This window comes from Salisaeta longa DSM 21114 (assembly GCF_000419585.1).
In the GTDB taxonomy this organism is placed as follows: Bacteria; Bacteroidota; Rhodothermia; order Rhodothermales; family Salinibacteraceae; genus Salisaeta; species Salisaeta longa.
This window is the reverse complement of record NZ_ATTH01000001.1, coordinates 1,268,467-1,283,066: the sequence shown is the minus strand read 5'-3', so window position 1 is coordinate 1,283,066 and position 14,600 is coordinate 1,268,467. Positions and strand designations below refer to the sequence as shown.

General features: G+C 62.2%; 5 protein-coding genes. 2 read left to right on the top strand and 3 right to left on the bottom strand.

Going from position 1 to position 14,600, the window contains the following annotated elements; genetic code table 11:
- Nucleotides 1–202: 202 nt before the first annotated feature.
- Together SALLO_RS15380 and SALLO_RS18885 are read right to left on the bottom strand one after the other, a co-directional pair.
- On the bottom strand, nucleotides 203–526 hold the full coding sequence (locus SALLO_RS15380) for a DUF6916 family protein (protein ID WP_022835267.1): 324 nt from the start codon (nucleotides 524–526) through the stop codon (nucleotides 203–205).
- A 193-nt stretch (nucleotides 527–719) separates the two neighbouring features.
- On the bottom strand, nucleotides 720–1,238 hold the full coding sequence (locus SALLO_RS18885) for a phage tail protein (protein ID WP_407689958.1): 519 nt from the start codon (nucleotides 1,236–1,238) through the stop codon (nucleotides 720–722).
- A gap of 255 nt (nucleotides 1,239–1,493) precedes the next feature.
- On the opposite strand from SALLO_RS18885, the gene SALLO_RS15375 reads away from it, so the two are divergent.
- Both SALLO_RS15375 and SALLO_RS0105215 read left to right on the top strand, forming a co-directional pair.
- Nucleotides 1,494–2,027, top strand: a complete 534-nt coding sequence (locus SALLO_RS15375; protein ID WP_051141303.1) for a GNAT family N-acetyltransferase — start codon at nucleotides 1,494–1,496, stop codon at nucleotides 2,025–2,027.
- 441 nt (nucleotides 2,028–2,468) lie between these two features.
- The gene (locus SALLO_RS0105215; RefSeq protein WP_084696176.1) at nucleotides 2,469–6,896 is read left to right on the top strand and encodes a hybrid sensor histidine kinase/response regulator transcription factor; all 4,428 of its coding nucleotides are present in this window, start codon (nucleotides 2,469–2,471) and stop codon (nucleotides 6,894–6,896) included.
- A gap of 70 nt (nucleotides 6,897–6,966) precedes the next feature.
- On the opposite strand, the gene SALLO_RS0105210 is transcribed toward SALLO_RS0105215, so the two are convergent.
- On the bottom strand, nucleotides 6,967–14,106 hold the full coding sequence (locus tag SALLO_RS0105210; RefSeq protein ID WP_169577889.1) for a LamG-like jellyroll fold domain-containing protein: 7,140 nt from the start codon (nucleotides 14,104–14,106) through the stop codon (nucleotides 6,967–6,969).
- Nucleotides 14,107–14,600 lie beyond the last annotated feature (494 nt).

The following is a 14,600-nucleotide window of genomic DNA, read 5'->3' as shown; positions in this document are numbered from 1 at the left end:
ACAAGCCAGTGGCAAACAGCAATAGGGGCACCATGCATGCGATCTGTTTTAGGATAGAGCAAACGCGTGTCAATCGTCATGGGCTTACGTGTTGATAAAGGGGTACAGTTTAAGAATACATCAGGGCTGTAGTGAAGCGGGGGCGTGACACCTGAATGATACCGGTTTTGACCACCGATGGCTCTCCTCAGAGCCGAGAGTTCTATTCGGCTGAAGGCATCTCCTTTTCTTTTAAGTGCTTGAACACAGCCTCGTAATGAACCTTCTCCGGTTCTGAAGGGCTTGCCTGAACGGGGACAAGGAAAATCTCGTGTCGACCCGCTTCATCGTGGGTCAGGGTATACATGCCCTGTTCCAGTTGCGTATCAGCAGCACCTTCAAAAAGGAGCGTAAACCCGGTGGTGTGTTCGTCTTCGTGAAAGATCGCTTCTGCGAGCGTAATGTCGAGCGATGCATCATTGCCCGTTGCAGTAAACGTCTCGCCTGTCTTTCCTTCAAAGTGTTCGTGTGATACAGTGTCAGACATAGCCATACGATAAAGATGAAAGATGTAGGTGCGTGCGTTGTCCCCGACTGAAAAGTCAGCGGCCGAATGAGCCAACAGCGGAAGGCGCTGCTGCGTGGCTTCGAAGCAGCAGTAGCGGGACTACAGCGGCGCCGAAGAACGCAGCAGCAGCGACGGCTTGGCCGGTCGCAATCCGCGAACGTTAAGGTAGAGGCTAATTGCGAGAAGGGAAGATGCCCGTCATGGCGATGCAGAAGCGAACCGTGAGGAATGGCTGCCGCTGATCAAAGGCAATGCCTGATCCAGTCGGTCCGGTGGTAAAAGGCGTCGGGCCCATCTCAGCGTTTTCGCCGTCAGCATAGATCTGGGGCTTGCTCCCGCGCCCACCGGCTCCTGTTGCCGGATAGTTGTCTGTTGGGCTGGAGCTGTTTCCCTCGCTAGATGCGCAGTTGGGCTTGATTGTCCCTGCGTGCGAGTGCGGCGGGAGATTGCTCACGCTCAATGTCTTCGATTCCGTGCCCCCGCGTTGGCCCTGCGGATAGGGGGAGAGCCCCGGTCCGTGTCCGGCGTGCACCGGTACTCGGCCGCGAAGGTCGGGCAGCGCGAAAGTTGTTCGCCCATCACCACCATACGTGGTACCAATTAGGGCAAATAACGCCTGGTTTTGTGATATGGGCATCAGTTGTCCATCGCAATTAGCAAACATGCGCGGGGCGAACGTAAGCCCCCACATGCGAATCTCACTGATATAAGGCTCTGACATTGTTAAAAACCTCCAAGGGTTGTGGAATAAAAGAAAATCAAGTAAGGCTGTTAAGTAAACCCCAGTCGCGCACTGAGCAATTCTTTTTTAAAAAGAAGATCGATGCTAGTGAGGTATACATAGGGTAACACAATGGTACGAAGAAAAATTACTTATGTCAATATTATTTTTAAAAAGGGTGTAGTAGGTGCATTGTTTACGCAATAGAACTGGCGCTATCCTATATTGCACTCTTCCATTTTTGCTCTCCTTTTTGCTGCCCTCATGCCCGACCTGTCGATCACCCGCCGTGCAGTTCGCTCTGATGACGCGTCCTTTTTGCTTCGTCTGTTCCGCTCCTTCCGCATCGATATTGACCATGCCATTGACCTCTCAGAAGCAGAAAAGCGAACGTTCATCCAGCAGCAATTTGAAGCACAGCGGCGTTCGTATCGCCATCGGTATCCCAACGCGAATCCCAAGGTTATTCTGGCCGATGGAAAACGGGCAGGGCGCATCTGGGTCGCGTATTTGGAAGACCAAATTCGACTCGTGGACATCATGATGCTCCCGGCGTTTCAAAATCAAGGGATTGGCACGCATCTCATTGAGCAACTTAAGGAAGAGGCCCGCGCATCGGGACGTCCGCTCCGGCACATGGTGCACACAACGAACCAGGATGCGCTTCGCTTCTATCGTCGCTTGGGCTTCACCCGGTGCCCGTCCCCGGCACCGACCCATCATGCGATGGTATGGCGCCCGGAGGCACCGTCGGCGTGACCGAGGGGACAGCGTCTTCGGATCAACAGGGGCGGGGATGCGCCAGAGAACTGCTTGCGTCAGCGTGTCAAACCCATCAGCGAAACGATTAAAGCACGCACACGGCCATCGTTAAGGCGTGAGCGTTTCACGGATGCCATCGGCTGATTCGTTGCGACGCCCTCTTTGCTTGTGGGAGCTGATCCACGCATGACAAACAAAACGCCGTCCCTATGTGCATTTTTGCGAATACATTCCTATACTCTAGTGCTTACAAGAAAAAGGCGTATAAGCGCAGGTAGAAGCGGAAAATAGGCACTCCGACCGGGCGCAGCTCGCGAGAGGCTTTCAAACATATTCTAGTGCGCGGGGCAGGGGAGCCCGTGCGTACGGGAGCAGTCCGTTGAGAGAGCGGTCCTTCTGCCGAGCATTTTGTGCATAGCAAACCGTGCAACTTCATTGATGTATTGGAAGACGCTCGTTTGGGCTGCTGGGATATGGGCGATGCTGCTGGGAGGGAGTGGCGAGAGCGCTCGGTCGTATGCGGCAGACGCCGCGTTGCGTGGCCTGCCGGTCGACACGCTGACGGCCGACCGGCCCGACATTCGCTTTCGTCGTCTGACCCTTGCCGACGGGCTCTCGCAAGGTCATATCACGGATATCGTGGAAGATCGTCGTGGGTTTTTGTGGATCGCGACCCAGAGTGGCCTCAATCGCTACGACGGGTATCAGGTGAAGGTGTACAATCCCAATCCCTTCGACACAACATCTCTTTCGGACGGCACGATCGACGATTTGCACCTGGGGCGTGGGGGCGTGCTGTGGATTACAACCCGCTTCGGGGGGTTGAACCGAATGGATCTGCAGACCGAGACTTTTCAGCAATTTCAGCACGATCCCGACGATCCATCCAGCCTGCTTCCGGGATACGTCATGGCGGTGTTCGAGGACGCGCGCGGTGTACTTTGGGTCGGCACCCGCCATGGCCTCAGCCGCATGACGCCGGAGCAGCCCGGCACGTTTGTGCACTACCGGCATGATCCGGACGACCCCAACAGCTTGAGTGAGAACCGCATCCGCTCGATTCGCGAAGGCCCGGGCGATACCCTCTGGATTGCGACGGCCAATGGCCTCAATCGGATGTCGCTCCATCGCCCGGGACACTTCACGCGGTTCTTGTACGGGTCCGCGGCCGATGCACAGACGCGCGCGATTCCGCACACGTCGTTGCATGAGCAGTACGTTGACCCGGCGCGGCCCCATATCCGCTGGATTGGTTCAGATCATGGCCTGATTCGTTTTAACGCGACCGATGGAAGCAGCACGCGCTTTTTGCCGTATCCAAACCGAGGCCCGTCAGCCAACGAGGTGCGCACGGCAAGTCCGGACCCGTCCATGCCTGGTGTGCTGTGGCTGTCCATCCACAACAACGGCATTGCGCGCTTCGACCCCCGCACGCAGACCTTCACGCGCTACCGAAGCGCGCCCACTAACCGGCACGGGCTGGTTGAACACGCCGGCACCGTCACCTTTACCGACCGGTCGGGCATGGTATGGGTGGGGGCCGACGGCGGCGGGCTGGGCACGTTCAACCCGTCGGCTATGAAGGTGGCGCACTACACCAGCAGCGCGTCGAACGAGAAGGGGCCGCACGCGGTGGCGCGCTTGCGCAATGCCAACGTGTGGGGCCTGGCGATGACCACGGACCGCATGCTGTGGGCGGGAACCTCGGAGGGATACTTGCACCGCATCAACCCGCGTACGGGGGCAGTGCGCGTGTGGAAGGCCCGCCCCACCGCCCCATCGCCCACGCGTCCTTCGGGGACGGCCTACGCCTTCGCGGAGGCGCCCCATGGCGACCTGTGGATTGGTACCGGGCGCGGCCTCGATCGCTATCAGCCCGACACGGAGCGATTCGTGCGGTACCGCCACGTGGCGGGCGATACCACCACGCTGAGCAGCAACAACATCAACGATCTCTATCGAGCGGCCGATGGTACCCTGTGGGTGGCGACCATGAAGGGGCTCAATCGCTTCAACCCTGCGTCCGGGACGTTCACGCGGTACCTGCATGACCCGGCAGACTCGACCAGCCTGGCAAGCGACTGGGTAGGTTTCGTATACCGTGACAGGGCCGAACGCCTATGGGTGGCTACGCAGAACGCCGTGAGCCGCTTCCACCCGGCGACCGGGCAGTTTACCCATTACCGGCATGTCCCCAACGACCCGACGAGCCTCACCAATGGGCGCTTTGCGTGGATTCATGAGCGGGCCCGCGAGCCGGGCATCCTTTGGATTGCAAGCATTGACGGCGGCGGGCTGGATCGTCTCGATACGCGGACGGGCACCGTGACGCACTTTACAACCGAGACGAGCGATTTGCCCGACAACACGGTGTACGCCATTCAAGAAGATGCGCGCGGGCGCCTGTGGCTGAGTACCAACCACGGCCTCGTGCGGTTTACCCCCGATGCTCCGGCGCCGCGCCGGGCGTTTCGGTCGTTTGGGCGGTTCAGCGGACTGCAAGGGCTCGAGTTTAACCAGCATGCTGCCGCGCATGGCCCGGAGGGACGTCTGTTGTTTGGCGGCACAAACGGATTCAACGTATTTCAGCCGTCGGCGCTGGCACGCAACGCGGTGCCGCCGCGGGTAATCATTACCGGATTGGAGGTGCTGAGCAACGGCGCTACCGCGGCCACCGATTCATTGACGCAACAGGCCGTGCGTGGCACGAAGCCGCTGCGCGTGCCCCATGACCAAAACGAGTTCACCGTCGCTTATGTCGGGGTGCATTTTAAAGCCCCAAGGCAAAACCGCTACCGCTACAAGCTGGTTGGCTACGACGAAAAATGGATTGCGGCCGGGGCGCGGCGCGAGGCTACGTACACGAATGTGCCGCCTGGCACATACCACTTCAAGGTGCACGCGGCCAACGCCGACGGGGTGTGGTCGGAGCAGGCGGCGTCGGTTACCATTGCGATTGCGCCGCCGTGGTGGCGCACGTGGCTCGCGTACGTCGTGTATGGGGGCGTGATTGTAGGCGGCTTGCTGGCGATGTTTTACGGGCAGCGCCGCCGCTTAGAGCGACGGCAGCGCACCCTAGAACGCACGGTGCACGCGCGCACCCAGGCCCTCCGCCAGGAGAAGAAAAAGACGGAGCAGCAGGCAGTGCGCCTGCGCGAGATGGATCGCCTCAAAACGCGATTCTTCACCAATGTGAGCCACGAGTTCCGGACGCCGCTTACGCTCACCATCGGGCCGCTGGAGGATGTGAAGCGGGCGCTTTCAACGGACGGGGAGGTGTCGCGCAGCAGCATCCGCCAAAATGTGACGCTTGCCCTGCGCAACAGCCGTCGCTTGCTTCGGCTCATTGGGCAACTGCTCGACGTTGCCAAGCTCGAAGACGGCGCACTGACGCTCGATGCCCAGCAGAACGACCTCGTGTCGTTCGTGCGCGAGCTGGCGCGCTCCTTTGTGCCCCTGGCCGAGCGGCGCCGGGTGCGCTTCGTCTTTGAGGGCCCTGCCACGCCCCTTCCCGTTGTGTTCGATCGTGCAAAATTGGAGCAAGTGTTCACAAATCTCTTGTCGAACGCCTTCAAGTTCACGCCGCGTGATGGTACCATTCATATGCGCGTAGCCATCGCGGCGTCCACAGACGATGAAGCGCCGGAGCCTCATGCGGTTGCGGTTACAGTGCGCGACAACGGTCCGGGGATTCCGCCGGAGGACTTGCCGCATCTCTTCGATCGGTTTTACCAGTCCGAGCAGGCGACGCCCGATGAAGCGCCGGGAACAGGCATCGGGCTGTCGTTGGCCAAAGACTTGGTGGAGCTCCATCGTGGCACCATCGCTCTGGAGAGCGCGCCGGGCGAAGGAACGACGGGCATCGTGCGCTTGCCCCTAGCAGCGGCGCCCGCGGAGGGATCAGACGGCGAGCAGACCGTGCGCGTGGTGTTGACCGATGGCATGGCCACGGCCAATGACCTCTCGGCCGAAGGAAAAGCCAACCCAAAGCGCCCCGATGTGCGCGCGGCGTTTGCCAACCCGGCCTCCGGCGACGGGGCCTCCGACGATCGCACGACGTTGCTCGTGGCCGACGACAATCCGGAGATTCGTGCGTACATTCGCAGCCACTTTGCAGACACGTACCGTATCGTGGAGGCACGCGACGGCCGCGAGGCGCTCGAACGTGCACATGAGGACCTGCCGGATCTGATCATCAGCGACGTCATGATGCCACGCCTCGATGGCTTTGCCCTTGTCGAGGCCCTGCGCAGCGACCGTGCCACCGACTTTCTCCCCGTCATTCTTCTTACCGCGCGTGCAGCCGAGCACGACAAGCTCGCGGGCCTGCGCGAGGGGGCCGATGCCTACCTCACCAAGCCGTTCAACATGGAGGAGCTGCAGACCCGCGTCAAAAACCTCATGGCGGCACAGCAACGCTTGAAGGCGCGTTTTGCTGCCGAACCGTCGGATGAGACGTCGGGGTCCGGCGGCCCGCCAACCGTCACGCCGGCGGCTTCGCCTCCGGCAGAGGACGCGCCCGCCGAGCCGCCGTACGTGGTGCGTGCCCGAGCGATTGTTAGGGACCATTTAGCCGACGAAGAATTTGGCGTGGCTGAGCTTGCCGACGCCCTCGCCCAAAGCCGGTCGACGGTGTACCGTCGCTTTCGCGACCTGCGGGACCAATCGCCCAGTGCGTTTCTGCGCGAGGAACGGCTTGCACGGGCCGCTGCGCTGCTGCGCACTCAGGAAGGCACCGTAAGCGAAGTGGCCTATGCCGTCGGCTTCAAAAGCGTGTCGCATTTCTCGGAAGCTTTTCAGGCGATGTACGACGTGCGGCCGTCGGACTATCTGGCGCAGCCGACGTCTGCCCCAACGGCCTCGTAACTCTTGTGGGCGTCGGGGATGGTGGAGGTCGGGCTGCCGATCGCTCAACGGCGTTACTTTTGCCACGACGCTACTGCACCACGGTGATTTTTTGGGTTTGGGTGCGGCCGCCGGCTTGCAGCCGCAAGAAGTAGAGGCCGCTGGCGAGGCCGCCCACGCGCAGCTGCAGCTCGTGGCGTCCGGCCGTCGCCTTCGTACGCACGGTGCGCACTTGCCGCCCCAGCACATCGTAGAGCACGAGGCGCACTGCCGTCTTCTTTGGTCCATTGGGAATCGCAAACCGCACCGTAGCGCGCGTGCGGGCCGGGTTGGGAAAGGTGCCCAAGAGCCGGAGCTGCTGCACCGCCCCGCGCCGCACGGTGACCTGTTTGGAGAACGAGACGCTGCCGTCGGTGTCCATCTGCTTGAGGCGGTACGTGAGCGAATCGGCCGCAAACGGCACGGTGGCATCCGCAAAGCGGTACGACTGCGGATTGGTCGTCGTACCGGCGCCTGCCACAAAGCCCACCTCCTGCCAGGCGGAAGGGCCATCGGGCCGGGTAGAGCCGTCTTGCGGGGGGAAAGCATCCGTCCGGGGCGGCCATACGGCGCGTTGGATCGCAAACCCTGCGTTATTGGTCTCCGATGCAGTGCGCCACGCCAAGGCAATGCCCGCGTCGCTGCTCTGGGCTTCGAAGTCCGCAAACTCGACCGGCAGGGCAACCGTGCCGTTGGACAGCGGCAGCGCGGCAAAGGTGGATTGTGCCGTGCCGTTGACCGCTGCGAGTTCGCCCCCAGCAAGCGATAGGTCGCTGGGCTGCGAGAGCTCAAACTGCACCCCGGTGGCAGCAGCGCCAGCAGCTACGTCGAGCGCCAGGAAGGCGTAGCCGGGCGTGGCCGGAACGGCCTGCGAGAAGCCCGTGAAGGCAATGCTCACCGGAGCGCTCGACGCATCGGTGGACACCTCGGCAAGCGCACGGTCGCTGCTAGGCTCTAGAACGGCATCGGCCGACCAGTAGAGGCGTGCAGCAGTAATGCCGGCCACACCCGGGGCCCGGTTGGTAACCGTGAGGCCTTCCAGCGTAGCGCCTTCCTGTCCGGCACCGAGTTGGAGCAGACCCACGGGGTTGTCGGCGGTGCCGGGCGACACCGCCGCGCTAAAGTCAAGCCCTTGTGCCGAGCCGTCGGTAAGCGCGATGTCTGGCACGGCAGTAACGGTGAGCGCAAAGGAGGTGCTGCGGGTGTTGTTGGCCGCCGCGCCGTCGTCAACCGTCACCGTGAGGGTTGCTGTGCCGCTCGCATTGGCGGCTGGGGTCACCGCCACCGTGCGATTGGCCGCTTCGCCTCCAAGCGTGATGTTGGCGTCGGGCACGAGCGCCTCATTGTCTGACGTAGCCGTGACGGTGAGGGTTGAGGCTGCCGCCTCGGGGTCGTCTACCGTAAAGCTCACCGGGCCGAGGGGGGCATCCTCCACGATTGTCTGGGCCGGAATGCCCGAAATTGTGGGGGCATCGTTTGCAGCAGTGATTGAAACGGGTACGGTTACGCCGGCCACCTGCGCGCCGCCTGCATCCTTCAAGCTGAGCGTGACCGCATCGGTGGTGGTCTCCGAGCCGTCGTGGCGGTAGGCGACGCGCCCCGCGTTCACATCGGCCTGGGTGAACGCAGAAGCCATGTTGCCCTCCACCTGCAGCGTGCCGTGGGCGGGGGCCGTGGTAACGGTGTACGTGAGGGCTGCAGGGGCGTCCTCGGGGTCGGTAGCTGTGAGGATGGTGGGAGACACCGTACCGGCGGTGCCCTCCGTAACGGCAAGCGTGCCGACCGCGCTTACTGAGGGCGGATCATTTACGTCGCTGATGGCCACAGTAACGGCTCGGCTGGCATCGGGGGTGCCGCCCACGGCGGGGTCGTCAACGGATACGCTGAGCGCATAGCTGCTCTTCGCCTCAAAGTTGGCGGCCTCTGTGAGCTGCAACGTGGTGCCATCGAGCTGAAAGGCCCCAGCGTCGGTTCCGCCCAACGAGAGGTTGTTGGTGCCACTGTTGTCATCGTTGATGGTCACCGTCGCCACATCTGTCGGCGGAGTGTTGTTTTCGGCAATCGAGGGATCGGCCGGGGTCAGCGTGAGGGTGGGGGCGCTGTTTACGTCAGTGATGTTGAGCGTAAAGAGCGCATCGTCGTCTGGCGTGCTGCCTACGCCGGGGTCATCAACCGTTACGCGTACCGTGTAGCGGTCCTTCGTTTGCACGTTGAGCGATACGCCGGCCTTCAATTGGAGCGTAAACCCGTCGAGCTGAAAGCTGCTCGCGTCTGCTCCTGCAAGCGTCAGGGCGTTGGTCCCTAATGCGTCGTCTTGCACGTCAACGGTGGAGAGGGCTACCGGAGCCGTGGGGTCGGCATCCTCGGCGATGGACGTGGTGGTGACGCTAAGACCTACCGACGGGGCCTCATTCACATCCGATACAGCGACGGTAAAGGATCGAGTGGCATCGGGGGTGCCGCCCACGGCGGGATCGTCAACAGATACGCTGAGCGTATAGCTGTTCTTCGCCTCAAAGTTGGCGGCCTGTGTGAGCTGCAACGTGGTGCCATCGAGCCGAAAGGCCCCGGCGTCGGTTCCGCCCAACGAGAGGTTGTTGGTACCGAGGGCGTCATCGGTGACTGCAACCGTGGCCACCCCGGCAGGAGAAGCCGTATTTTCGGCAACCGAGGGATCTGCAGGCGTTAGGGCGACGGCCGTGGGAGCCTCGTTCACATCCGTAATGCTGAGCGTTACGCGGGTGGTTGCCTCGGGTCCCGTACCGATACTGGGGTCGTCGGCGGTCACATCAACGACGTACGTCGACATTGTCTCGAAGTCGGGCGTGGCCGTTAGTTGGAGCGTGGAGCCGTCGAGCGCAAAGGCATCGGCATCAGGACCGGCTAGCGCGAGCGTACTGCTGCCCACGCCGTCGTCCTGCACGGTGATCTCAGTAACGGCAGCGGGTGTGGCGCTGTTCTCAGCAAGCGAGGGTGTTGCCTGGGCCACCGAAAGGCTGGGCGGCGTATTTCGAATCAGTGCATACTCGCGGACGGGCACCGTGCCGGTGCGGGTAAACGTCTGTGCGGCGGGGTCTTTGGTCCAGCCGGTGGCTATCTGCCAGGGCTGTCCGGGCGCGGCGCGGTGGACGAGTGCCAACGGCCCCTGCGGAGCGGTAACGTCGCTGTAGTCGAGCGTGAGCGTAGCTGTGGGGCTTGTGCCACTTGGCGTAGAGACGCCCCATGTGAGATGTGAGCGTTTGGTGACACTGGTGGGCAGGCCGCTGAGATCCTCGCCCGCGTCGCTCTCGGTGCGCAACGGGGCGCTGGCATCGCCGTAGCGGTAGAGCTGTACGTCACCGCTGGCGCCGGTCGCGGACAGCTGCGCGCCGGCTGGGCCGATGCTCGCGTCGGTGCTGCTCGTGGCCACGGCGCTTTCTTTGCCGAGCCGGGCGGCGCTGAACGGCACCCACTGCGGATCGCCCTCGAAGGTGGCGAGCGGGCCTTGCCCCGCGCTGTGCGCAAAGGATCCGCTGCCCTCGTCGAAGCGATAGCTGGCCAGGAGGAACTCCGCATTGGGGTCGCCCGGGGTGAGACGCTGGTGCATGCGGGCGCGAATATCGCCGGTTGAGAGCATCCGATCCCAAATGCGCAGCTGGTCGAGCTCACCTGCAAAGTGCTGCGCGTTCGTGTACGCCGCACGGCCTATGAATAGATCGCCGAGACCGCGATAGACTTCTTTTAAGCCGCTTCGTTTCACGCGGACGCCGTCGCGGTAGATCGAAAAGAAGGCTGTTTTAATGCCAACAGACTCAAAGACAACTGTCCAGTGATGCCAGTCGGTGTCGGTTACGGCGTTGTCTGTGACGACAGCGCTCCCGCCGATTCGTGCCTCGAAGCGGTCGTCGCTACGAAAGCCGATCCGCAACGCCTCGTCGCTGCTGGCGCCTTGACTGATGATCGTCTGGTCGGAGCCGGTGGGTCCGCGCTTTGCCCAGAAGGAGAGGGTGAAATCGCGGCCGTCCAGGCGCATGTCAGGCCCGAGGTTAAGGGCATCATCTGTGCCGTTGAAAACCAGCGCCTGCCCCGGTCCGTACGCCGGAGACGCGGGCACCACCGCTTGCGCCGCGTTGTTGCCGTTGTCGATGTCGTTCAGTCCGAGGGCACCGCGCAACGCAGGAAGATCTGCGCCCGACTCGACCGTCGCAGTGAGCGTAATGTTCGTAGAGGCGTCGCCTGCGAGCGTGCCGACGTCCCACGTACCGCCCGAAAAGGTGCCGCCGGACCCCGAGAGGCCGCTCAAGGCGGTGGCGTCGAAGTCGACCGTCACGCCGGGCACGTCGTCCGGGCCGTCGTTGGTAAGGGTGGCAGTGAAGGTGATTGTTTCCCCAGGAGCGGCCGTTTGCGTTTCGGGCGTCAGCGTCAGATGCAGATCCGAGAAGGGGAAGGACGCCAGCGCCAGTTCACCCGTTGGAATTACGGTATTAGGTGGTGTGGAGAATGTTTGGGCCTCTGCGTCTTTCATGGAATAGTTCGCCACGCGCCACGTGTCACCTGGTCCGCTTCGCCAGAGCAATCCCACCGGCTCAGAGATTCCCGTAACGTTGGCATATTCAAGTGTGTCAACCGAAAGCGCAAGTATGTTCTTGCTCTCGAAGATTGTGTTAGCGTTGTTCGTCCGCTCGATATATCCGCCCCACGTAAGTGCCGCTCGTTCAGTGAGGTTGTTCGGCAGAGCGGAATCGAAGACTTCGCCTGGATCGGCGCTGGTACGCACCGATCCGTTAGACACTCCATATCGGTACAGTCCCATAAACTGCGTGCTAGATCTTGGTCCTCCATTCACTGCAAACGAGGCCCCATCCGGACCGACGGGGTTGGCTCCGGCATCCTGCCCAACGGGCGCGGTGCTGAGGACGGGTCCGGCGCTGTTCTGGTACGTGCCGCTGTTGCGTCCGGCATAGTCGAAGGCGATGTTGGGATCGCCGCTGTCGAAGCGGTACTCCGCAATCAGGCCGCTATACTGCCCGTCCGACAGATCCGCCGTGCGGTGGATGCGACGGCGCACGTTGAGTTCGGCAGCATCGCTGGTGGAGTTGTCCGTGAGCAGGTCGCTTTCGGCAAGCGGACGGTCGTAAATGCGCACTTGATCGAGCGTGCCCCCTGCGTCGATGGTGACGGGCGCGTCGTTTGTTGATGGCCGGCGGGTGTTGGTCAAACGAAGGTCGTCACCTGTTCGCGAAGCGCGTTGTTTAAAGCCGTCAACATAGACTTTTGCTATGTGCGTTCCTTCATTGGCATCGTTAAACTGATATGTGGCTGCCACGTGATGCCACTGCCCGTCATCGGGGACACTAATGGATGTAGGGACATTTCTAACTATTGTATTTCCGGCGTCATCTTCCCCTTCAAAATTGACAAAGAACGTAGCCTCTCCACCCGGCGAGCCAGACAGGCCCCAGCCGCTGGGTTCATTTTCTTCTTTTTGTACCGAGAAGCTGCCCTTCGTCCACAGGCTGACGGTAAAGCCGCTGGATCCGCTCGTTGGCGTGGGGAAGGTGAAGGCAGACGGGTCACTGATCTCCACGGAGCCGGGTGCACCCAGCGCCTGCCCAGGGCCGTAGGCGGGCGGGGTCACCTCCACCGGTTCTTCGGTCGTGATCGTGCCGCCCGGCGTGTCGATCTCGACGGGGCCGGAGGTTGTGCCCTCGGCCACGGTGACGGTGATGCGCTCGTTGCCGTCGCCCGTGCCCGTGAGGTTCGTGGCGGGCGTGCCGCCGATGCGCACGGCGGTGGCGGCATCCACGCCCCTGCCCTCGATCCGAAGACGGTCGCCTATGGGAACGGCACTCGCGGCAGGATTCGGCGCGGTGCTAAAGGGACTTTCGTACGCGCCGGGGTCGGGAGCGGCGCCCTGGATCCGCTCGTTCCCGCGTGCATCTATGGGTAGCGGCTCGGACGTGTCGCTGTCGCCGTCCAGATCCTCGGCATCGGCGGGGAGGCGGCTGGTACTGCCCGCGTCCACCAGCGAACTGGTCTCCGTATCGATTTGCAGGAAAGTCGGGCTGCTCGGGTCAAGGTCAAGATCATTGCCGACTGCATCGTTATCAGCAAACAGCACGTCGTCGCCCGCGATGTTCTCCAGTGTGCTGGCACCTCCGGGATGCTGGTAAAAGGTGGAAAAGTCGATGTCCGGCGAGCTGCCGTCGTTGAACACTGCCGAGCCCAAGCCATCACTGATCTGATCGGTAATGGGTTGTCCATTGGTATCGCCGAGCCTACTAACAAGATAAAATCTGAACTCTCTATCACCCGGAGGATTGCTAACGGTTGGTGGCCGCTTGCCAGCATTGTTGCCCCAGAAGACGCTGTTGATGAAGTGTGGGCTGCCGCCGCCCGTCACGTACACCGCCCCGCCTCGTGCAGCGGCATAGTTGCCCCGAAACGTGACGCCCCGCATCGTGGCGCTGCATCCGTCGCAAAACAGCCCCCCGCCGAAGTTGCGCTGTTCGCCCCCAACAAAATCACCGGTGGATGTGGAGACGAACTGCGCCACGGCAAAGCCGCCGGTGATGGTGACGCCGTCGATGACGGTACTTCGCGAGAGGCCGCCGCCGAGAAACACGACGTGGTTCACGTTGGCCCCCCAGCCCAGCTCGGGCGGTCCACTCGTGAGCCCCGCTCTCAGATGGTCGGTGGCGGATCGCGTTTCGGGAACCGGGTCCACAATGTCGCCGGTCGCATTCGTATTGGCATCCGAATCGAAGTCGGGATCGAAGGAAGCATCGTCACCAGGACCGAGATCGCCGGAAAGGATGACCTCGTGGGCGCCGGGATCGCGCTGGTCGAGGGCCGTCTCCGTGCCATTAAAGCCGCCGTAGAGCTTCAGTCCGTCTTTGCTGTCGGGGATGACGAACGACCGGTTGCGATAGGCGAGATACGAAAACTGCACCGTGCCCGGGCGCTTGAATGTCGGTTTGTACGTGCCCTCGGCAATCCAGATCTGGTCGTTACCGGTGGCGTTGTCGATGGCTTCCTGGAGGCCGGTGTAGGCGTTGGCCCAGGAGGAGCCGTCATTGGCGCCCGAGGCGCTGTCGTCGACATAGATCACTTGCTGGCCAAAGGCCGCGGGGGCCGTGCCGGCAATGAGCAACGCAAGCAGCAGCGTAGGTATGAGGCGAAGGGGCGAAGCGTGTTGGAAACGGACGGGCAAGGCCATGGGCATCGGTTCAAAGAGATTGCTGTTGGGTTGGGGCGCAGGCGTCGGCGGGGGCGCGCGCCGTTGCGGCCAACGCCTGCACCTGTGTGCAAAGGCGACGACGGCGGCGGTGACGTAGCATTTCCGTTCTGGTGCACGAAACGCCCGGCCGCTGGGCTGCCGTCCGTGCCGTGGACGGGCCTCGGGGTGCGAGCCTAGCGGTTCGTGTGCGGCGCGTCGTCGTGCGCATCCTGGGCGTTCGGGTACTGGAATAGCTACATGTACTACCCAACGTAGAGCAGTGCTGTATTTGCCGTTTGTATATTTGTGTCAGATGTTTGCATATTTGTGTCACCGGGCACAACACGGCCCTCAGTGGATGCAAACGATGGTTTGGATAGCCAATTCACTGTTTCATCACAAATTTTATAGCGTACGCACTCCCTCCTGGATACTCGCACAGCCGCTGCGCCCACCACCCGTGTCTGCCCGCAGCGCGGCACATGCGG

Coding starts and splice junctions, on each gene's coding strand:
- SALLO_RS0105215 (WP_084696176.1), top strand. CDS start 2,469: ATGTATTGGAAGACGCTCGTTTGGGCTGCTGGGATATGGGCGATGCTG.
- SALLO_RS15380 (WP_022835267.1), bottom strand. CDS start 526: ATGTCTGACACTGTATCACACGAACACTTTGAAGGAAAGACAGGCGAG.
- SALLO_RS18885 (WP_407689958.1), bottom strand. CDS start 1,238: ATGTGGGGGCTTACGTTCGCCCCGCGCATGTTTGCTAATTGCGATGGA.